Below are 20,671 nucleotides of genomic sequence, written 5' to 3' on the forward strand. Positions count from 1 at the left end.
AGAAGTGAAGCGCAGCAAGACTCTCCGCGCTGCGGACGCCAAGGTCGACCGGGACAAGCTGTACGCCCCGCTCGAGGCCGTCCGTGTCGCCAAGGAGACCTCCGCGACGAAGTTCGACAGCACCGTCGAGGTCGCCTTCCGCCTGGGTGTAGACCCGCGCAAGGCCGACCAGATGGTCCGCGGCACCGTGAACCTCCCGCACGGCACCGGCAAGACCGCCCGGGTCCTGGTCTTCGCGACCGGTGACCGTGCTGCGGCCGCGGAAGCCGCCGGCGCCGACATTGTCGGCGACGACGAGCTCATCAACGAGATCGCCAAGGGCAACCGCCTCAACGAGTTCGACGCCGTTGTCGCCACGCCGGACCTCATGGGCAAGGTCGGCCGCCTCGGCCGCGTGCTCGGTCCCCGTGGCCTGATGCCGAACCCGAAGACCGGCACCGTCACGATGGACGTCGCGAAGGCTGTCACCGAGATCAAGGGTGGCAAGATCGAGTTCCGCGTCGACAAGCACTCGAACCTGCACTTCATCATCGGCAAGGTCTCCTTCTCCGATGAGCAGCTGGTCGAGAACTACGGCGCGGCCCTGGACGAGATCCTTCGTCTGAAGCCGTCCGCCGCGAAGGGCCGCTACATCAAGAAGGCCGCCCTCAGCACCACGATGGGCCCCGGCATCCTGCTGGACTCCAACCGCACCCGGAACCTCCTCGTCGAGGAAGACCCGGCCGCGGTCTGACTGAGCCGGGCCTGACGGCTCGCCTGAGTTGCCCGAACGGGCCCTTCTCTCCCTTCACGGGGGAGGAGGGCCCGTTCTGCGTTTCGCGCGGAAAATGGCGAAGTGATCGGGGGCCTTCCCCGTAGGGTCGGATCACATCAAACGATCACATCAGGGGTGGGGACTCTTGTTCGCGTACCGCAATGGCAACCGTACGAAGACCGCTGGGGCCGCGCTGGCCGCCGTACTGCTCGTGGGTGGGGCCACGGCGTGCGAGAGCGGGCAGAAGGACGGCACGGGGAAGGCTGCGGCCGCCCAGGGCGCCGGGAAGGGCGCCGTGGAGGTGGTCCCGGCCGCCTACCTGGAGAAGGTCAAGGCCAAGTCGCAGGAGATCACCTCCCTGCGCTACTCGATGACGGGTACCGCGGAGGGCGAGCGGTTCTCCGGCGACGTCTCCATGCGGCTCAAGCCGTCGGTGGCCATGTCGATGAAGATGACCACCTCGGGCGAGGGCGGCCAGGCGGCCGAGATCCGGCTCGTCGACGAGGCGATGTTCATCGGCGCCGAGGGCAAGTGGATCAAGTTCGACACGAAGAGCCTGGACCCGGCCTTGACGAAGAAGCTGAACAGCGCCGGCGGCACGGCCAACAGGACCGGCGAGAACCCCGGTGACCGGGCGGGTGAGCTCCTCAAGGCCAAGGACCTGAAGTTCGTAGGCGAGGAGAGCATCGACGGGGTGAAGACCAAGCACCTCAGCGGCACGGTCACCCTCGACGACCTGCGGGCCGCGCTGGCCTCCGCGACCCCGGAGGCCAAGAAGCGTCAGGAGCAGTCCGTCACGGCTCTGGAGGCGCAGGGCGTCAAGAGCCTCACCCTGGACATGTGGATCGACGAGTCGGACCACACCAAGCAGGTCCGCACCCGTGGTGACGCGGCCAAGGGTCCGGTGGACACGACCATCAAGTTCCTGGACTACAACCAGCCGGTCGAGGTGGCCGCGCCGCCCGCCGACCAGGTCATGGACCTCGCCGAGATGATGAAGGGCGCCGGGCGGGAGCAGGGCTGACCTGGCGTTTCAAGGCCGCGCGGGGTCGCCGGGTGACCGATTTGCTCTGCGCGGCACCGGTCACGTACTCTTCCGGAGAAGCCAAAGACCGCTGGTCGTTGCCGTGCCTGCAAGGGGGCGGTGGCCGAAGGATCCGCTAACTGCGGACGTCCTGCGCAGGTGTTCAAGGAAAGTTCCCGGACTCGTTCCGGTTGAGCTACGCCCTGGCGCCTGCGCCGGGGCGTTTCGTATTTATGCCCCTTCTGAGCGGTCCTCATCACCCGGAAGGAGGCCGACGCACTATGCCGACGCCCAACAAGGCTGCCGCGGTAGCCGAGCTCACGGACCAGTTCCGCGACTCGAACGCCGCCGTGCTGACCGAGTACCGGGGTCTCACCGTCGCGCAGCTCAAGACGCTGCGTCGCTCTCTCGGTGAGAACGCCCAGTACGCCGTGGTGAAGAACACGCTGACCAAGATTGCGGCCAACCAGGCCGGGATCACCGCGCTGGACGAGCACTTCGCTGGTCCCACCGCGGTCGCCTTCATCACCGGTGACCCGGTGGAGTCGGCGAAGAGCCTGCGTGACTTCGCCAAGGAAAACCCGAACCTCATCATCAAGGCGGGTGTCCTTGATGGTAAGGCGCTCACCGCCGATGAGATCAAGAAGCTTGCGGACCTCGAGTCCCGCGAGGTTCTGCTCAGCAAGCTGGCCGGCGCGTTCAAGGGCAAGCAGTCTCAGGCTGCCTCGCTCTTCCAGGCGCTGCCGTCGAAGTTCGTCCGCACTGCGGAAGCGCTTCGCGTCAAGCTCGCCGAGCAGGGCGGTGCCGAGTAATTCGGCTCGCGCACTGATCCACGCCGCCTAGTGCGTGGGTCAAAGCGGGCCGTTACGCCCGCCTCTATATACATCCGGCACCTGCCGATTTAGTGGAAGGATCGCCCATCATGGCGAAGCTCTCTCAGGAAGACCTGCTCGCTCAGTTCGAGGAGCTCACGCTCATCGAGCTCTCCGAGTTCGTGAAGGCGTTCGAGGAGAAGTTCGACGTCACCGCCGCTGCGGCCGTCGCCGTTGCCGGTCCGGGTGCCCCGGCCGCCGCTGAGGCCGTCGAGGAGCAGGACGAGTTCGACGTCATCCTCACCGCCGCCGGTGACAAGAAGATCCAGGTCATCAAGGTCGTCCGCGAGCTGACCTCCCTCGGCCTGAAGGAGGCCAAGGACCTCGTCGACGGCGCTCCGAAGCCCGTCCTCGAGAAGGTCGCCAAGGAGGCCGCTGACAAGGCCGCCGAGACCCTCAAGGCCGCCGGCGCGTCCGTCGAGGTCAAGTAACACCTCTGAGGCCTCTCTGAGGCCTCAACCAAGGGCGATCACCCGTAAGGGTGGTCGCCCTTTGGCGTACCCGGAGTGCCTGACTTGCCCCTGTCTCGTTGGGGAGTAGGGTGATCTTCGTTGCTCTGCGGCAGGGTCCTTCGATGATCCGCTCGGAGCAGGGGGCCTTGACGAACGGGACGCGGCGCGCAATTCTCAGATCCGTCGTGAGATCGGCAGGCCCGATCCGAGATCCGAGGCATGGATCGGGTCCGCATCGGGCATGGATCGACTACGAAGAGGGCAGTACTGTTACGCGCTCTGTATGCGGAGCCGAGCGGGACGCACGGTTGTTTAAACGACATGGGGAAGGCCTGTTGCCGGTTTCCGGAAACCTGGTCTGGACATCAGTGAGCCTAGTGGCTACACTGACCCTTTGCGCTGCCTGTTAGCTGCCCCCTGCCCGTCGCCAGGGGCATGCCCACGCATGAGCACACTTGATTGAACGGCCCTGAGCTGGTCCTTTGACCAGATGGGGGGCGCTTGTCTTCTGTGTCAGCTGGGACCGGTACGCGCGTAGTGAGTCCGAGCCCTCGGAAGGACCCCCTCTTGGCCGCCTCGCGCAACGCCTCGACCAATACGAACACCGGTGCCAGCACTGCCCCGCTGCGCATCTCCTTTGCAAAGATCAAGGAGCCCCTCGAGGTTCCGAACCTCCTGGCGCTGCAGACCGAGAGCTTTGACTGGCTGCTCGGCAACGCCGCCTGGAAGTCTCGCGTCGAGTCGGCGCTTGAGAGCGGACAGGACGTTCCCACCAAGTCCGGTCTGGAAGAGATCTTCGAGGAGATCTCGCCGATCGAGGACTTCTCCGGGTCGATGTCGCTGACGTTCCGCGACCACCGTTTCGAGCCGGCGAAGAACTCCGTCGACGAGTGCAAGGACCGCGACTTCACGTTCGCGGCGCCGCTTTTCGTCACGGCCGAGTTCACGAACAACGAGACCGGAGAGATCAAGTCTCAGACGGTCTTCATGGGCGATTTCCCGCTCATGACCAACAAGGGCACCTTCGTCATCAACGGCACCGAGCGTGTCGTCGTGTCGCAGCTCGTCCGTTCCCCCGGTGTCTACTTCGACTCCTCCATCGACAAGACGTCCGACAAGGACATCTTCGCCGCCAAGATCATCCCTTCCCGGGGTGCCTGGCTCGAGATGGAGATCGACAAGCGCGACATGGTCGGTGTTCGCATCGACCGCAAGCGCAAGCAGTCCGTCACCGTCCTCCTGAAGGCTCTCGGCTGGACCACCGAGCAGATCCTCGAGGAGTTCGGCGAGTACGAGTCCATGCGCGCCACCCTGGAGAAGGACCACACCCAGGGCCAGGACGACGCGCTGCTCGACATCTACCGCAAGCTGCGTCCGGGCGAACCGCCGACCCGCGAGGCCGCTCAGACGCTGCTCGAGAACCTCTACTTCAACCCGAAGCGCTACGACCTCGCGAAGGTCGGCCGCTACAAGGTGAACAAGAAGCTCGGCGCGGACGAGCCGCTGGACGCCGGCGTGCTCACCACCGACGACGTCATCGCGACCATCAAGTACCTGGTCAAGCTGCACGCCGGTGAGACCGAGACCGTCGGTGAGTCGGGTCGTTCGATCGTCGTCGAGACCGACGACATCGACCACTTCGGCAACCGTCGTCTGCGCAACGTCGGCGAGCTCATCCAGAACCAGGTCCGTACGGGTCTGGCTCGTATGGAGCGCGTCGTCCGCGAGCGGATGACGACCCAGGACGTCGAGGCGATCACGCCGCAGACCCTGATCAACATCCGGCCGGTCGTCGCCTCCATCAAGGAGTTCTTCGGCACCAGCCAGCTGTCGCAGTTCATGGACCAGAACAACCCGCTGTCGGGTCTCACCCACAAGCGCCGTCTGTCGGCGCTTGGCCCGGGTGGTCTGTCCCGTGAGCGGGCCGGCTTCGAGGTCCGAGACGTTCACCCGTCGCACTACGGCCGCATGTGCCCGATCGAGACCCCTGAAGGCCCGAACATCGGTCTGATCGGCTCGCTCGCGTCCTACGGCCGCGTCAACGCGTTCGGTTTCGTCGAGACCCCGTACCGCAAGGTCATCGACGGTGTCGTCACCGACGAGGTCGACTACCTGACGGCCGACGAGGAAGACCGCTTCGTCATCGCCCAGGCCAACGCCGGCCTGTCCGACGACATGCGCTTCACGGAGAACCGCGTCCTGGTTCGCCGTCGTGGCGGCGAGATCGACTACATCGCCGGCGACGACGTCGACTACATGGACGTCTCCCCGCGCCAGATGGTGTCCGTCGCGACCGCGATGATCCCCTTCCTCGAGCACGACGACGCCAACCGTGCCCTCATGGGCGCGAACATGATGCGCCAGGCCGTTCCGCTCATCAAGGCGGAAGCGCCGCTCGTCGGCACCGGCATGGAGTACCGCTGTGCGGTCGACGCCGGTGACTCGATCCGTGCGGAGAAGGACGGTGTCGTCCAGGAGGTCTCGGCCGACTACATCACCGTCGCCAACGACGACGGCACGTACACCACGTACCGCGTCGCCAAGTTCTCCCGCTCGAACCAGGGCACCTCGGTCAACCAGAAGGTCATCGTCAACGAGGGTGACCGGATCATCGAGTCCCAGGTCCTCGCCGACGGTCCTGCGACCGAAGAGGGCGAAATGGCCCTCGGCAAGAACCTGCTCGTCGCGTTCATGCCCTGGGAAGGTCACAACTACGAGGACGCGATCATCCTGTCGCAGCGCCTCGTACAGGACGACGTCCTCTCCTCGATTCACATCGAGGAGCACGAGGTCGACGCCCGTGACACCAAGCTGGGCCCCGAGGAGATCACCCGGGACATCCCGAACGTCTCCGAGGAGGTCCTGGCGGACCTCGACGAGCGCGGCATCATCCGCATCGGTGCGGACGTAGTCGCCGGCGACATCCTGGTCGGCAAGGTCACGCCCAAGGGCGAGACCGAGCTGACCCCGGAAGAGCGCCTGCTCCGCGCGATCTTCGGTGAGAAGGCCCGCGAGGTGCGTGACACCTCGCTCAAGGTTCCTCACGGTGAGATCGGCAAGGTCATCGGTGTCCGCGTCTTCGACCGCGAGGAGGGCGACGAGCTTCCCCCGGGCGTGAACCAGCTGGTCCGCGTCTACGTCGCCCAGAAGCGCAAGATCACCGACGGTGACAAGCTCGCCGGCCGCCACGGCAACAAGGGTGTCATCTCCAAGATCCTTCCGATCGAGGACATGCCCTTCCTTGAGGACGGCACGCCGGTCGACATCATCCTGAACCCGCTGGGTGTCCCGTCCCGAATGAACCCGGGACAGGTCCTGGAGATCCACCTCGGCTGGCTTGCCAGCCGCGGCTGGGACGTCTCCGGTCTCGGCGAGGAGTGGGCCGAGCGACTGAAGGCCATCGGCGCCGACCGCGTCGAGCCCGGCACCAACGTCGCCACCCCGGTGTTCGACGGTGCCCGTGAGGACGAGATCTCCGGCCTGTTCGAGCACACCATCCCGAACCGCGACGGGGACCGTCTGGTCCTCCCGACCGGCAAGGCGCACCTGTTCGACGGCCGCTCCGGCGAGCCGTTCCCGGAGCCGGTCTCGATCGGCTACATGTACATCCTGAAGCTCCACCACCTGGTCGATGACAAGCTCCACGCTCGGTCGACCGGTCCGTACTCGATGATCACGCAGCAGCCGCTGGGTGGTAAGGCGCAGTTCGGTGGCCAGCGCTTCGGTGAGATGGAGGTGTGGGCGCTTGAGGCTTATGGCGCCGCTTACGCCCTCCAGGAGCTGCTGACCATCAAGTCCGATGACGTGACCGGCCGCGTGAAGGTCTACGAGGCCATCGTCAAGGGCGAGAACATCCCCGAGCCGGGCATTCCCGAGTCCTTCAAGGTGCTCATCAAGGAAATGCAGTCGCTCTGCCTCAACGTGGAGGTGCTGTCCTCGGACGGCATGTCCATCGAGATGCGCGACACCGACGAGGACGTCTTCCGCGCGGCGGAGGAGCTCGGTATCGACCTGTCCCGGCGTGAGCCGAGCAGCGTCGAAGAGGTCTGACGGGCCTGGCGGGGGGCTCGCTCAAGAGCCCCCCGTCATCCCCGGGACCGTTCAGACCATGATTGAGACTCGACCCCGAAAGAGGGATTGACGCACAGTGCTCGACGTCAACTTCTTCGACGAGCTGCGGATCGGCCTTGCCACCGCGGACGACATCCGAACCTGGTCCCACGGCGAGGTCAAGAAGCCGGAGACCATCAACTACCGCACCCTCAAGCCCGAGAAGGACGGACTCTTCTGCGAGAAGATCTTCGGTCCGACCCGGGACTGGGAGTGCTACTGCGGTAAGTACAAGCGTGTCCGCTTCAAGGGCATCATCTGTGAGCGTTGTGGCGTCGAAGTCACGCGCGCCAAGGTGCGTCGCGAGCGGATGGGCCACATCGAGCTTGCCGCTCCCGTCACCCACATCTGGTACTTCAAGGGCGTCCCGTCGCGCCTCGGATACCTGCTGGACCTCGCGCCGAAGGACCTCGAAAAGGTCATCTACTTCGCCGCGTACATGATCACGTTCGTGGACGACGAGCGCCGCACCCGCGACCTCCCGTCCCTGGAGGCGCACGTCTCCGTCGAGCGCCAGCAGATCGAGAACCGACGCGACTCGGACCTCGAAGGCCGTGCCAAGAAGCTCGAGACCGACCTGGCCGAGCTCGAGGCCGAGGGCGCCAAGGCCGACGTACGCCGCAAGGTGCGCGAAGGTGCCGAGCGCGAGATGAAGCAGCTCCGTGACCGCGCCCAGCGCGAGATCGACCGCCTCGACGAGGTGTGGGCCCGCTTCAAGAACCTCAAGGTCCAGGACCTCGAGGGCGACGAGCTGCTCTACCGCGAGCTGCGCGACCGCTTCGGTACGTACTTCGACGGCTGCATGGGCGCCGCGGCGCTCCAGAAGCGTCTGGAGTCCTTCGACCTCGACGAAGAGGCCGAGCGCCTCCGCGAGATCATCCGTACCGGCAAGGGCCAGAAGAAGACCCGTGCGCTCAAGCGCCTCAAGGTCGTCTCCGCGTTCCTGCAGACCAGCAACAAGCCCAAGGGCATGGTTCTGGACTGCGTGCCGGTGATCCCGCCGGACCTGCGTCCGATGGTGCAGCTGGACGGTGGCCGCTTCGCGACCTCCGACCTGAACGACCTGTACCGCCGCGTGATCAACCGCAACAACCGTCTGAAGCGCCTCCTGGACCTCGGTGCCCCCGAGATCATCGTGAACAACGAGAAGCGCATGCTTCAGGAGGCCGTCGACGCCCTCTTCGACAACGGTCGTCGTGGCCGTCCGGTCACCGGTCCCGGTAACCGTCCCCTGAAGTCCCTCAGCGACATGCTGAAGGGCAAGCAGGGTCGATTCCGTCAGAACCTCCTCGGCAAGCGCGTGGACTACTCCGCGCGTTCCGTGATCGTCGTCGGCCCGCAGCTGAAGCTGCACCAGTGTGGTCTGCCCAAGGCCATGGCGCTGGAGCTCTTCAAGCCGTTCGTGATGAAGCGCCTGGTCGACCTGAACCACGCGCAGAACATCAAGTCGGCGAAGCGCATGGTCGAGCGCGGCCGCACGGTCGTCTACGACGTGCTCGAAGAGGTCATCGCCGAGCACCCGGTTCTGCTGAACCGTGCGCCCACGCTGCACCGCCTCGGCATCCAGGCCTTCGAGCCCCAGCTGGTCGAAGGCAAGGCCATCCAGATCCACCCGCTCGTCTGCACCGCGTTCAACGCGGACTTCGACGGTGACCAGATGGCCGTGCACCTGCCGCTTTCGGCAGAGGCGCAGGCCGAGGCCCGCATCCTGATGCTGTCCTCGAACAACATCCTGAAGCCGGCAGACGGTCGTCCCGTCACCATGCCGACCCAGGACATGGTGCTGGGTCTGTTCTTCCTCACCACCGACGGCGAGCTCCGTGACGTCAAGGGCGAGGGCCGTGCGTTCGGCTCGACCGCCGAGGCGACCATGGCGTTCGACAACGGTGAGCTGGCGCTCCAGTCGGCCGTCGACATCCGCTTCCCGGTGGGCACCATCCCGCCGCGTGGCTGGGTGCCGCCGGTCGCCGAAGAGGGCGAGCAGGAGTTCCAGCAGGGCGACCAGTTCCGTCTGCGTACCACCCTGGGCCGTGCGCTCTTCAACGAGCTGCTGCCCGAGGACTACCCGTTCGTCGACTACTCGGTGGGCAAGAAGCAGCTCTCCGAGATCGTCAACGACCTGGCGGAGCGCTACCCCAAGGTGATCGTGGCGGCGACGCTCGACAACCTGAAGGCGGCCGGCTTCCACTGGGCGACCCGTTCGGGCGTCACCGTGGCCATCTCCGACGTCGTCGTGCCCGAGGCCAAGAAGGCCATCGTCAAGGGCTACGAGGAGCTGGACGAGAAGGTCCAGAAGCAGTACGAGCGCGGTCTGATCACCAAGGACGAGCGCACGCAGGAGCTCATCGCGATCTGGACCAAGGCGACCAACGAGGTTGCCGAGGCGATGAACGCGAACTTCCCCAAGACGAACCCCATCTTCATGATGGTTGACTCGGGTGCCCGAGGAAACATGATGCAGATGCGACAGATCGCCGGTATGCGTGGTCTGGTGTCGAACGCGAAGAACGAGACCATCCCGCGTCCGATCAAGGCGTCCTTCCGTGAGGGCCTCACCGTTCTGGAGTACTTCATCTCCACGCACGGTGCCCGTAAGGGTCTGGCGGACACCGCCCTGCGTACCGCCGACTCGGGTTACCTCACCCGTCGTCTGGTGGACGTCTCGCAGGACGTCATCATCCGCGAGGAAGACTGCGGCACCGAGCGCGGCCTGAAGCTGAAGATCGCCGTTCGCGGCGAGGACGGCGCGCTGCGCAAGGCCGACGACGTCGAGACCTCGATCTACGCCCGCATGCTGGCCGAGGACGTCGTCATCGACGGCAAGGTCATCGCGCCGGCCAACGTCGACCTCGGTGACGTGCTCATCGACGCCCTGGTCGCCAACGGCGTCGAGGAGGTCAAGACCCGCTCGGTCCTGACCTGTGAGTCCGCGGTCGGCACCTGTGCCTTCTGCTACGGACGCTCGCTCGCCACCGGCAAGCTGGTCGACATCGGTGAGGCGGTCGGCATCATCGCCGCCCAGTCCATCGGTGAGCCCGGTACCCAGCTGACGATGCGTACCTTCCACACCGGTGGTGTGGCCGGTGACGACATCACGCAGGGTCTGCCGCGTGTCGTCGAGCTCTTCGAGGCCCGTACCCCGAAGGGTGTCGCCCCGATCTCCGAGGCCGCCGGCCGCGTGCGGATCGAGGAGACCGAGAAGACGAAGAAGATCGTCATCACGCCGGACGACGGCAGCGAGGAGACGGCCTTCCCGATCTCCAAGCGCGCCAAGGTCATCGTCGGCGAGGGCGACCACGTCGAGGTCGGCCAGAAGCTGACCATGGGTGCCACCAACCCGCACGACGTGCTGCGCATCCTCGGCCAGCGTGCGGTCCAGGTCCACCTGGTCGGCGAAGTCCAGAAGGTCTACAACTCGCAGGGCGTGTCGATCCACGACAAGCACATCGAGATCATCATCCGGCAGATGCTGCGCCGCGTGACGATCATCGAGTCCGGCGACGCGGAGCTCCTGCCGGGCGAGCTCGTCGAGCGGTCGAAGTTCGAGACCGAGAACCGTCGTGTGGTCACCGAGGGCGGTCACCCCGCCTCCGGCCGTCCGCAGCTGATGGGTATCACCAAGGCCTCGCTCGCGACCGAGTCCTGGCTGTCGGCGGCGTCCTTCCAGGAGACGACCAGGGTTCTGACGGACGCGGCGATCAACGCCAAGTCCGACTCCCTGATCGGCCTCAAGGAGAACGTCATCATCGGTAAGCTCATCCCGGCCGGTACGGGCCTCGCCCGCTACCGCAACATCCGGGTCGAGCCGACCGAGGAAGCCAAGGCCGCGATGTACTCGGCCGTCGGCTACGACGACATCGACTACTCGCCCTTCGGCACCGGCTCCGGCCAGGCTGTCCCGCTGGAGGACTACGACTACGGCCCGTACAACGGCTGAGTTCGTGAGCAGTAGGTAGTACGAAGAAGCCCCCCGTCGCTCCGAGAGGAGAGGCGGGGGGCTTCTTCACGCTTTCGATCAGCTCCAGTGTGGATCAGGCCCGGCGTAGATCAGGTCCGTCGGCGGCGGCGCAGGCCCGCCATGCTGACCGAGGCCACGGCCAGGAGGCTCAGGGTGGCCCCGGCCAGGCCGGGGGTGAGGCCCTTGGGGTGGAAGGTGCAGGAGACCTTGGTGGTGCCCCGGGGGATGTCCAGGGAGACCAGGCCGTGGAAGCTCTTCACCGGCGCCGAGCACCGCCAGCCGGGGACGGCGGTCATCGCGAAGACGGCCGTGCCGGAGGCCCCCCTGGGGAGGGTGGCCTCGATGCTGTGGCCGCCCGCGCTGACGTGGGTGGCGCCCGTGACCGTGAGGCGGCCGACGGTCGTGGCGAGCGCGGCCCGGTCCAGGCAGCCGACGGGGTGGGCGCCGGCGGAGGCGCCCCGGGTACGGGTGCGCACGGTGACGTCGACCCGGCCGGAGGCGGGGACCCCGCCGAGGCGGCGGACCCCGGCCGTCCGGTCCTCCAGGGGCGTCGTGGTGCCGGCGAAGGAGAGGGTTCCGTACAGCCGGGGCGAGTACCAGAAGGCTTCGGAGCCGGGGGCGCACCGGGCGGTGTACCGCTGTTTCGCGGCGGTGCCGCCGCGGGCGACGGGCGGGACCCGGTAGACGGTGGCGCCGAGGACCTGCTCCTGGTGGGCGTAGACGCTGGCCGGGGGGTTGGGGGAGGCGTACGGGGCGCTGCGGACGGTGACCAGGGGCGGGGTGGGAAACGTACGGGCCGTCCAGCCGTTCTTCTCCGGGCCCGGTTCGGCGCGGGCGCCGATCGAGAAGATCGCGTCCAGGACGGGATTGTCGGCGCCGAAGAAGGTGCGGCCGTCGTTCGTGTAGCCGTACCCGAGGGGCTCCAGGGCCTTGTAGGTGGCCTCGGGGAGGTAACTGCTGTAGTACTGCGGGCCCTGTGCCCGGAGCGCCAGTGCGTCGTTGTACGAGGTCTGCGGGCCGCCCGGGTCGGTGCGGTACGCGGGCCAGCCGTCGACCGAGCGGACGGCGTCGAAGTGGTTCGTGATCGACCGGCTGGAGGTGGCGATCGGCTTCGCCCAGCGTTCGCGGGCGCGGCGGGCGTCCGCGCCGGCCGCGGCGGCGGTGGATTCGGCGAAGACGACGCCGACCATGAGGACCGCGGCCACGGGGACCAGTACGCGGTGCTTCTCGCCCAGCGTGAGCAGGACCAGTGCGAGGAGCGACACCGCGCCGCCGCCCAGGACGGCCGGCCAGGTGGCGCCGCCGAAGTCGTCGGTGTGGCGCAGCACGAAGGTGGCGGCGACCAGCAGGGCCGCCGTCAGAGCCAGGTGCAGCGGGCGCGGCCGGTTGGCCAGGGACAGCCAGGCGATGACCACCACCATGCCGCTGAACACGAAGGCCTCGCGGTACGGGTTGCCGTTCGGTACCGCCAGCCCGTGCCATGCGTACTGGGTGGGCGGGAACTGGAAGGAGAGGACGACGAGCAGGGCCGCCGCCGTCCATGCCAGGCGGGTCCTGCGCGTGATCGCCGCGTTGAGGAGGAAGGACCCGGCCAGGATCAGGCCGAGCGAGGCCACGTACAGCCGGGGCCGGCCGCCCCACAGGTGGGTGCCGGGGAGCATGCCCGTCAGGAAGACCTCGAGCCGGACGGGATCGAAGGCGGCCGCCCTGGTCGGCTGGGCGGCCCCGCTGGAGAGGAAGGCGGGCAGGAGCAGGGGGAGCGTGAGCAGGATGCCCGTCGCGGCGCCCGTACCGGCCCGCCACACGGCGCGCAGCCGCTGGGCTCCGGTCAGGTCGAGGACGATCAGGCGGACGGCGAGCAGCACGCAGGCGGCCATCGTCGCCATCATCGCGGTGTAGAAGTTCCCGAACCAGGCGAGCGCGACCAGCAGGGCCACGCCCGGCCAGCGGCGCTGCTCCAGGCACCACTCGACGGCGATGCCCAGGAGCGGGAGCGCGACCAGGCCCCACATCCACATCGGGATGTACGAGGCGTCGCTGAGCGCCCAGCCGCACAGCCCGTAGACGGCTCCCAGCACGCCCCGCTGCCACCAGGGGCCGGGGTGGAGCCTGCCGAGGTAGACGGCCATCAGGGCGGCGGCGGTGCCCATCGTGACCGGGGTGACCGCGAAGACGGCGAGGTCCACGTGGGCGCGGGGGACCAGGACGGCCAGCCAGGAGAAGGGGTTGCCGAGGTAGGTGTGGTAGTCGGACAGGAACTGCTGGCCGAAGCCGCCGCGCCAGGTGAAGAGGAGGTCTCCGGCGGCCCGGCCGTGCACGAGGTCCCACAGGGCCCGGTGGAAGGGGACGTACTGGTTGGCCTGGTCGTTGACGGCCCGGCCGGTGTCGCCGAAGGGGAAGGTGCCCCGGGCCGCCCAGGACGCGCAGAAGGCGCCCGAGGCCGTGAGGAACGCGAGGAGCGGGCCGTAGAAGCGGGTGGTGCGGCGCGATGGGGGCCGGGGCCGGTCCTGATCGGGGGGCGGACTGCTCTGCGTCGCGGGCTCGACGGCCAAGATCCCCAAGGGTGTGCTCCCTGCTGGTCGACTGTCCGGCTGGTGGTACGTCGGATCCGGCGTCCATGGTGTCGCGCAGCGGCTCCGGTCCAGGGCGGCGGACGGCGGGGCGGGGCCGGGGACGCCGGACGCGTGGACCTGGGCGGGCGGTGGGGGCGGCTGTCGGCAGGGGTGGTCCGGACGGGTGTGCGCAGGGTGCGCTTGCCGGCTCCGGACGCCGGGGTTCCACCTTTCGGTGGAGCGCCGGGGTCGCGGTTGCCGGCCGGGGTGCGGCTCCGCATCTGAACCCACGGCCACCGCCCCGATACGATGCGTGCGGCCGTGAGCGGCGGCGGTTCCGCTTAGCACATGTGCACCACGGCCGCACGTCGCAGGGGCCGCATTCGGGCTTCGGCCTTGTGGCGACTGGCCGGGAGGCCCTTCGGGCTTCCGGGTCCGGGGCTTTTGTTTTGACCGGAGTGGATGCGGTAGGTACGCTCAGACCTTGTGCCTGGGGTGTGCCTGGGCTCCTGTGCGTGTCCATCAACCGCACTTGAGCCGTATTCAGCCACCGCGATTCATGCGTTTCCACGCTTGCGTGGAGGTCCGCCGGATCCGACACACCCGACCGCGTGGGTCGGCAAATGTTCCAGGTTAGCTTCACTACACGGCACACAGAAACCGGAGAAGTAGTGCCTACGATCCAGCAGCTGGTCCGTAAGGGCCGGCAGGACAAGGTCGAGAAGACAAAGACCCCCGCGCTTGAGGCTTCGCCCCAGCGTCGCGGCGTCTGCACGCGAGTGTTCACGACCACCCCGAAGAAGCCGAACTCGGCGCTGCGTAAGGTCGCGCGTGTGCGTCTGACCTCTGGCATCGAGGTCACCGCTTACATTCCGGGTGAGGGACACAACCTGCAGGAGCACTCCATCGTGCTCGTGCGTGGTGGCCGTGTGAAGGACCTGCCGGGTGTTCGTTACAAGATCATCCGCGGTGCGCTTGACACCCAGGCTGTCAAGAACCGCAAGCAGGCCCGCAGCCGCTACGGCGCCAAGAAGGAGAAGTAAAAAATGCCTCGTAAGGGCCCCGCCCCGAAGCGCCCGGTCATCATCGACCCGGTCTATGCATCTCCTCTGGTGACGTCGCTCATCAACAAGATCCTCCTGAACGGCAAGCGCTCCACCGCCGAGCGCATCGTTTACGGCGCCATGGAAGGCCTCCGCGAGAAGACCGGCAACGACCCGGTCATCACGCTGAAGCGCGCGCTGGAGAACGTCAAGCCGTCGCTTGAGGTCAAGTCCCGCCGTGTCGGTGGCGCCACCTACCAGGTGCCGATCGAGGTCAAGCCGGGTCGTCAGTCGACCCTCGCGCTGCGCTGGCTCGTGGGTTACTCCCGCGCCCGCCGCGAGAAGACGATGACCGAGCGCCTCATGAACGAGCTGCTCGACGCGTCCAACGGTCTTGGCGCTGCCGTCAAGAAGCGTGAGGACACGCACAAGATGGCCGAGTCCAACAAGGCCTTCGCGCACTACCGCTGGTAGTCCCAACCCACATCGAGACCGAGAGAAGACTGAGCCGATATGGCTACCACTTCGCTTGACCTGGCCAAGGTGCGCAACATCGGCATCATGGCTCACATCGACGCGGGCAAGACGACCACCACCGAGCGCATCCTGTTCTACACCGGTGTGTCTTACAAGATCGGTGAAGTCCACGACGGCGCTGCCACGATGGACTGGATGGAGCAGGAGCAGGAGCGCGGCATCACGATCACGTCTGCCGCGACGACCTGCCACTGGCCGCTCGAAGACGTCGACCACACCATCAACATCATCGACACCCCGGGTCACGTTGACTTCACGGTCGAGGTGGAGCGTTCGCTCCGCGTCCTCGACGGTGCCGTCACCGTGTTCGACGGTGTCGCCGGTGTGGAGCCGCAGTCCGAGACCGTTTGGCGTCAGGCGGACCGCTACGGCGTCCCGCGCATCTGCTTCGTCAACAAGCTGGACCGCACCGGCGCCGAGTTCCACCGCTGTGTCGACATGATCAAGGACCGCCTCGGTGCGGTTCCGATCGTCATGCAGCTCCCCATCGGTGCCGAGATGGACTTCCAGGGCGTTGTCGACCTGGTCACCATGAAGGCGTTCGTCTGGTCCGCCGAGGCGACCAAGGGCGAGATGTACGACATCGTCGACATCCCGGACACCCACAAGGAAGCCGCTGAAGAGTGGCACGCCAAGCTGGTCGAGACGGTCGCCGAGAACGACGACCAGATCATGGAGCTGTTCCTCGAGGGCGTCGAGCCCACCGTCGAGCAGCTGCACGAGGCTGTGCGCCGCATCATCATCGGCTCCAAGGGCGACAAGGGTGCCACCGTCACCGCGGTGTTCTGTGGCACGGCGTTCAAGAACAAGGGCGTTCAGCCCCTGCTCGACGCCGTCGTCCGCTACCTCCCGTCGCCCCTGGACATCGAGGCCATCGAAGGCCACGACGTCCGGGACGCCGAGGTCGTCGTGAAGCGCAAGCCGTCTGACGAGGAGCCCCTCGCGGCGCTCGCGTTCAAGATCATGCGCGACCCGCACCTCGGCAAGCTCACCTTCGTCCGGGTTTACTCGGGCCGCCTGGAGGCCGGCACTGCGGTGCTGAACTCCGTCAAGGGCAAGAAGGAGCGCATCGGCAAGATCTACCGCATGCACGCGAACAAGCGTGAAGAGATCGAAGCGGTGGGCGCCGGTGACATCGTCGCCGTCATGGGCCTGAAGCAGACCACCACCGGTGAGACGCTGTGTGACGACAAGAACCCGGTCATCCTGGAGTCCATGGACTTCCCGGCCCCGGTCATTCAGGTCGCCATCGAGCCCAAGTCCAAGGGTGACCAGGAGAAGCTGGGTGTCGCCATCCAGTCTCTCGCGGAGGAGGACCCCTCCTTCCACGTTCACTCGGACGAAGAGACCGGCCAGACCATCCTCGGCGGTATGGGCGAGCTGCACCTCGAGGTGCTGGTCGACCGTATGAAGCGCGAGTTCAAGGTCGAGGCCAACGTCGGCAAGCCGCAGGTCGCTTACCGCGAGACGATCCGCCAGACGGTGGAGCGTCACGACTACACCCACAAGAAGCAGACCGGTGGTACCGGTCAGTTCGCCAAGGTGCAGATCGCGATCGAGCCGATCCTCGAGGCCGACGGTCCCGCGTACGAGTTCGTGAACAAGGTCACCGGTGGCCGCATCCCGAGGGAGTACATCCCCTCGGTCGACGCGGGTGCGCAGGAAGCCATGAAGTTCGGCATCCTCGCCGGCTACGAGATGACCGGCGTCCGCGTCATTCTTCTCGACGGTGGCTACCACGAGGTCGACTCCTCCGAGCTCGCCTTCAAGATCGCCGGTTCGCAGGCGTTCAAGGAGGCCGCGCGCAAGGCTTCTCCCGTGCTCCTCGAGCCGATGATGGCCGTCGAGGTCACCACGCCGGAGGAGTCCATGGGTGACGTCATCGGTGACATCAACTCCCGTCGTGGCCAGATTCAGGCCATGGAGGAGCGTCACGGTGCTCGCCTCGTGAAGGGCCTCGTGCCCCTCTCGGAGATGTTCGGCTACGTCGGAGACCTCCGCAGCAAGACCTCGGGTCGCGCCAGCTACTCGATGCAGTTCGACTCCTACGCCGAGGTTCCCCGGAACGTCGCTGAGGAGATCATCGCGAAGGCCAAGGGCGAGTAACTCTTCCGAGTACACGCTTTAGGCTTGTCACCGGAGCCTCAGGGGCAACAGGAGCAACCCTCCCGTTGCCCCGGGGTACCGGCTATCCAGCAAAGATCACCTGGCGCCGATGAGCAAGGCGTACAGAACCACTCTCCAGGAGGACCCCGTGGCGAAGGCGAAGTTCGAGCGGACTAAGCCGCACGTCAACATCGGCACCATCGGTCACATTGACCACGGTAAGACGACCCTCACGGCCGCCATTACCAAGGTGCTGCACGACGCGTACCCGGACCTGAACGAGGCCTCGGCCTTCGACCAGATCGACAAGGCTCCCGAAGAGCGCCAGCGCGGTATCACCATCTCCATCGCGCACGTCGAGTACCAGACCGAGGCGCGTCACTACGCCCACGTCGACTGCCCGGGTCACGCGGACTACATCAAGAACATGATCACCGGTGCCGCGCAGATGGACGGCGCGATCCTCGTGGTCGCCGCCACCGACGGCCCGATGCCGCAGACCAAGGAGCACGTGCTCCTGGCCCGCCAGGTCGGCGTTCCGTACATCGTCGTCGCCCTGAACAAGGCCGACATGGTGGACGACGAGGAGATCCTGGAGCTCGTCGAGCTCGAGGTTCGTGAGCTCCTCTCCGACTACGACTTCCCGGGCGACGACCTTCCGGTCGTCCGCGTCTCCGCGCTGAAGGCGCTCGAGGGCGACAAGGAGTGGGGCGAGAAGCTTCTCGGCCTCATGGCTGCCGTCGACGAGGCGATCCCGACCCCGCCGCGTGACACCGAGCTGCCGTTCCTCATGCCCGTCGAGGACGTCTTCACGATCACCGGTCGCGGTACCGTCGTCACCGGCCGTATCGAGCGTGGTGTCCTGAAGGTCAACGAGACCGTCGACATCATCGGTATCAAGGAGACCAAGACCACCACCACGGTCACCGGTATCGAGATGTTCCGCAAGCTGCTCGACGAGGGCCAGGCGGGCGAGAACGTCGGTCTGCTCCTCCGTGGCATCAAGCGCGAGGACGTCGAGCGCGGCCAGGTCATCATCAAGCCCGGTTCGGTCACCCCGCACACCGAGTTCGAGGCCCAGTCGTACATCCTGTCGAAGGACGAGGGTGGCCGTCACACCCCGTTCTTCAACAACTACCGTCCCCAGTTCTACTTCCGTACCACGGACGTCACGGGTGTCGTCACCCTGCCGGCCGGCACGGAGATGGTCATGCCGGGCGACAACACCGAGATGACGGTCACGCTGATTCAGCCGGTCGCCATGGAGGAGGGCCTCAAGTTCGCCATCCGTGAGGGTGGTCGTACCGTGGGCGCCGGCCAGGTCACCAAGATCACGAAGTAATTCGTGTTCTGACCTGGTAGCTCGCGCGAGCGGGCACCATGTTTGACATAAGGGCCCCTTCCCCGTCGTTCACGCGACGGGGGAGGGGCCCTTTGCCGTACCGGTTCAGCCGTACGGGTTAGTCGCACGGGCGCGGTCGTGCGGGCCCACGTGCTCGCGTACGCGGCTCCGTGCGCGGCGGCTACGTCACCCGCAGGGACTCCGTGAACTCGACGCAGGCGGCGTAGTCCGGCAGCAGGCCGGACGCGGTGGCCTCGGTCAGCGAAGGGGCCGCGTCGTCGCGGGCCGACAGCAGCGGGACGTCCGCCGGCCAGTCGATGCCCAGGTCGGGGTCGAGCGGGTGGACCGAGTGCTCGGCCGTCGGGTTGTACGTCTCCGAGCAGAGGTAGGACAGGGTGGCGTCGTCCGTCAGCGCGCAGAAGCCGTGCCCCATGCCCTCGGGGAGGTAGACGGCGCGGCGGTCCAGGTCGTCCAGGCGGACGCCTTCCCAGCGGCCGAAGGTCGGGGAGCCGACCCGGATGTCCACGATGACGTCGAGCACGGCGCCGCGCACGCAGGTGACGTACTTGGCCTGGCCGCGCGGGACGTCGGCGAAGTGGATGCCGCGGACCACGCCGCGCTGGGAGACCGAGAGGTTGGCCTGCGCCAGGTTCAGCGGGTGCCCGACGACCTCGGCGAGGTGGTCGAAGCGGTACCACTCCATGAACATGCCGCGCGGGTCCCCGTGCTGCTGGGGCGTGATCTCGAACGCGCCCCCGATGGACAGCTCGCGGAACTTCATCGTGCGGCCTCCTCTTCGAGCAGACCGATCAGGTAGTCCCCGTAACCGCTCTTGGTGAGCGGCTCGGCCAGCGCGCGCAGCTGAGCGGAGTCGATCAGGCCCGCCCGCCAGGCGGCCTCCTCGACGCAGCCGATCTTGAAGCCCTGACGCTCCTCGATCACCCGCACGAACTCCGAGGCCTGCACCATCGAGACGAAGGTGCCGGTGTCCAGCCAGGCGGTACCGCGGTCGAGGATGGTGACGTTCAGCTGACCGGCCTGGAGGTACGCGTCGTTGACGGCGGTGATCTCCAGCTCCCCCCGGGCGCTGGGCTTCAGGCCGCGGGCTATCTCCACGACCTGGTTGTCGTAGAAGTACAGACCGGGCACGGCGTACCGGGACTTGGGTTTGGCCGGCTTCTCCTCGATGGATATGGCCTGGCCGTCCTCGTCGAACTCGACGACGCCGTACGCCGTCGGGTCCGCCACCGGGTACGCGAAGACCCGGCCGCCCTTGGAGTCGGTGTGCTGCGCCAGGCGGGTGCCGAGGCCGCTGCCGTGGAAGATGTTGTCGCCGAGTATCAGGGCGACGGAGTCGTCGCCGATGAAGTCGGCGCCGAGCACGAAGGCCTGGGCGATGCCTTCGGGGTGCTCCTGGACGGTGTACTCGAGCCGGATGCCGAACTGCGAGCCGTCGCCGAGCAGGCGCTCGAACTGGGCGCGGTCGTCCGGGGTGGTGATGACGAGGATCTCGCTGATCCCGGCCATGACCAGAGTCGAGAGCGGGTAGTAGATCATCGGCTTGTCGAAGACGGGCAGCAGCTGCTTCGACACGGCCCGCGTCAGCGGCCATAGTCGGGATCCGGTGCCGCCGGCCAAGAGAATTCCACGCATGGGCACGACCCTATGCGAGAGGGGCGGAGCAGTTTCCGTTTCGGACCATATCGAACGTACCCCGCAGCTACTGTTCACTTCATGTGCATCCTGGTGAGGGGCGGATTCCGGCCCAGACGCAGCGACCGGTTATCGGACAAGGGCATTCCGCATTACGACAACGGAGGCGCCGAATATGGATGCGCCCCGCGGGCCGAAGCGAAGGCGGCACCGCAGAAGTGACCGGTGACCGGGGGAAGGGCCGCTGGCTCGTCACGGGCGCGGCCGG

At 66.9% G+C, this 20,671-nt stretch carries 13 protein-coding genes; 10 read left to right on the forward strand and 3 right to left on the reverse strand.

The features are described 5' to 3' along the window. Nucleotides 1-4: 4 nt before the first annotated feature. From rplA to AC3IYI_RS24185, 6 genes are all read left to right on the forward strand, one after another. Nucleotides 5-733: a 50S ribosomal protein L1 gene (gene rplA, locus AC3IYI_RS24160; protein ID WP_478687878.1), complete on the forward strand. Its 729-nt coding sequence runs from the start codon at nucleotides 5-7 to the stop codon at nucleotides 731-733. Nucleotides 734-899: 166 nt separating this feature from the next. Then, nucleotides 900-1,778 (forward strand): SCO4651 family lipoprotein, encoded by an 879-nt coding sequence (locus tag AC3IYI_RS24165; protein ID WP_489405731.1) that lies wholly within the window; start codon nucleotides 900-902, stop codon nucleotides 1,776-1,778. Between the two features lie 281 nt (nucleotides 1,779-2,059). Next, a complete protein-coding gene (rplJ, locus tag AC3IYI_RS24170; RefSeq protein WP_215023401.1) occupies nucleotides 2,060-2,590 on the forward strand; it encodes a 50S ribosomal protein L10 in 531 nt (176 codons plus the stop codon). A 110-nt stretch (nucleotides 2,591-2,700) separates the two neighbouring features. Next, nucleotides 2,701-3,081: a 50S ribosomal protein L7/L12 gene (rplL, locus tag AC3IYI_RS24175; protein WP_403710270.1), complete on the forward strand. Its 381-nt coding sequence runs from the start codon at nucleotides 2,701-2,703 to the stop codon at nucleotides 3,079-3,081. Between the two features lie 588 nt (nucleotides 3,082-3,669). Continuing rightward, nucleotides 3,670-7,152 (forward strand): DNA-directed RNA polymerase subunit beta, encoded by a 3,483-nt coding sequence (gene rpoB, locus AC3IYI_RS24180; RefSeq protein ID WP_489405732.1) that lies wholly within the window; start codon nucleotides 3,670-3,672, stop codon nucleotides 7,150-7,152. A 97-nt stretch (nucleotides 7,153-7,249) separates the two neighbouring features. Further along, on the forward strand, nucleotides 7,250-11,149 hold the full coding sequence (locus AC3IYI_RS24185) for a DNA-directed RNA polymerase subunit beta' (protein ID WP_489405733.1): 3,900 nt from the start codon (nucleotides 7,250-7,252) through the stop codon (nucleotides 11,147-11,149). A gap of 110 nt (nucleotides 11,150-11,259) precedes the next feature. Here AC3IYI_RS24185 and AC3IYI_RS24190 read toward each other — a convergent pair whose 3' ends face one another. Continuing rightward, nucleotides 11,260-13,731, reverse strand: a complete 2,472-nt coding sequence (locus AC3IYI_RS24190; protein ID WP_489405734.1) for a YfhO family protein — start codon at nucleotides 13,729-13,731, stop codon at nucleotides 11,260-11,262. A gap of 662 nt (nucleotides 13,732-14,393) precedes the next feature. Here AC3IYI_RS24190 and rpsL point away from each other — a divergent pair. From rpsL to tuf, 4 genes are all read left to right on the forward strand, one after another. After that, entirely contained in the window at nucleotides 14,394-14,765 is a 372-nt protein-coding gene (rpsL, locus tag AC3IYI_RS24195) for a 30S ribosomal protein S12 (RefSeq protein ID WP_007265893.1), read from the forward strand. A 3-nt stretch (nucleotides 14,766-14,768) separates the two neighbouring features. Beyond that, the gene (gene rpsG, locus AC3IYI_RS24200) at nucleotides 14,769-15,239 is read left to right on the forward strand and encodes a 30S ribosomal protein S7 (protein WP_215023410.1); all 471 of its coding nucleotides are present in this window, start codon (nucleotides 14,769-14,771) and stop codon (nucleotides 15,237-15,239) included. A 39-nt stretch (nucleotides 15,240-15,278) separates the two neighbouring features. Continuing rightward, complete coding sequence (gene fusA / locus AC3IYI_RS24205) at nucleotides 15,279-17,408, forward strand: elongation factor G (protein WP_489405735.1); 2,130 nt, start codon at nucleotides 15,279-15,281, stop codon at nucleotides 17,406-17,408. Between the two features lie 148 nt (nucleotides 17,409-17,556). Further along, a complete protein-coding gene (tuf, locus tag AC3IYI_RS24210; protein ID WP_112447760.1) occupies nucleotides 17,557-18,750 on the forward strand; it encodes an elongation factor Tu in 1,194 nt (397 codons plus the stop codon). Between the two features lie 181 nt (nucleotides 18,751-18,931). On the opposite strand, the gene rfbC is transcribed toward tuf, so the two are convergent. Together rfbC and rfbA are read right to left on the reverse strand one after the other, a co-directional pair. Beyond that, on the reverse strand, nucleotides 18,932-19,531 hold the full coding sequence (rfbC, locus tag AC3IYI_RS24215; protein ID WP_489405736.1) for a dTDP-4-dehydrorhamnose 3,5-epimerase: 600 nt from the start codon (nucleotides 19,529-19,531) through the stop codon (nucleotides 18,932-18,934). Next, on the reverse strand, nucleotides 19,528-20,403 hold the full coding sequence (rfbA, locus tag AC3IYI_RS24220; protein ID WP_489405737.1) for a glucose-1-phosphate thymidylyltransferase RfbA: 876 nt from the start codon (nucleotides 20,401-20,403) through the stop codon (nucleotides 19,528-19,530). Before rfbA ends, rfbC begins: the two co-directional genes overlap by 4 nt. Nucleotides 20,404-20,671: the final 268 nt, after the last annotated feature.

This window comes from Streptomyces sp. GL_148 (assembly GCF_057834205.1).

Bases quoted from the DNA above. Each gene is read 5' to 3' on its own strand.
- rplJ (WP_215023401.1), top strand. From the start codon at position 2,060: ATGCCGACGCCCAACAAGGCTGCCGCGGTAGCCGAGCTCACGGACCAG.
- rplL (WP_403710270.1), top strand. From the start codon at position 2,701: ATGGCGAAGCTCTCTCAGGAAGACCTGCTCGCTCAGTTCGAGGAGCTC.
- rpsG (WP_215023410.1), top strand. From the start codon at position 14,769: ATGCCTCGTAAGGGCCCCGCCCCGAAGCGCCCGGTCATCATCGACCCG.
- fusA (WP_489405735.1), top strand. From the start codon at position 15,279: ATGGCTACCACTTCGCTTGACCTGGCCAAGGTGCGCAACATCGGCATC.
- rfbC (WP_489405736.1), bottom strand. From the start codon at position 19,531: ATGAAGTTCCGCGAGCTGTCCATCGGGGGCGCGTTCGAGATCACGCCC.
- rfbA (WP_489405737.1), bottom strand. From the start codon at position 20,403: ATGCGTGGAATTCTCTTGGCCGGCGGCACCGGATCCCGACTATGGCCG.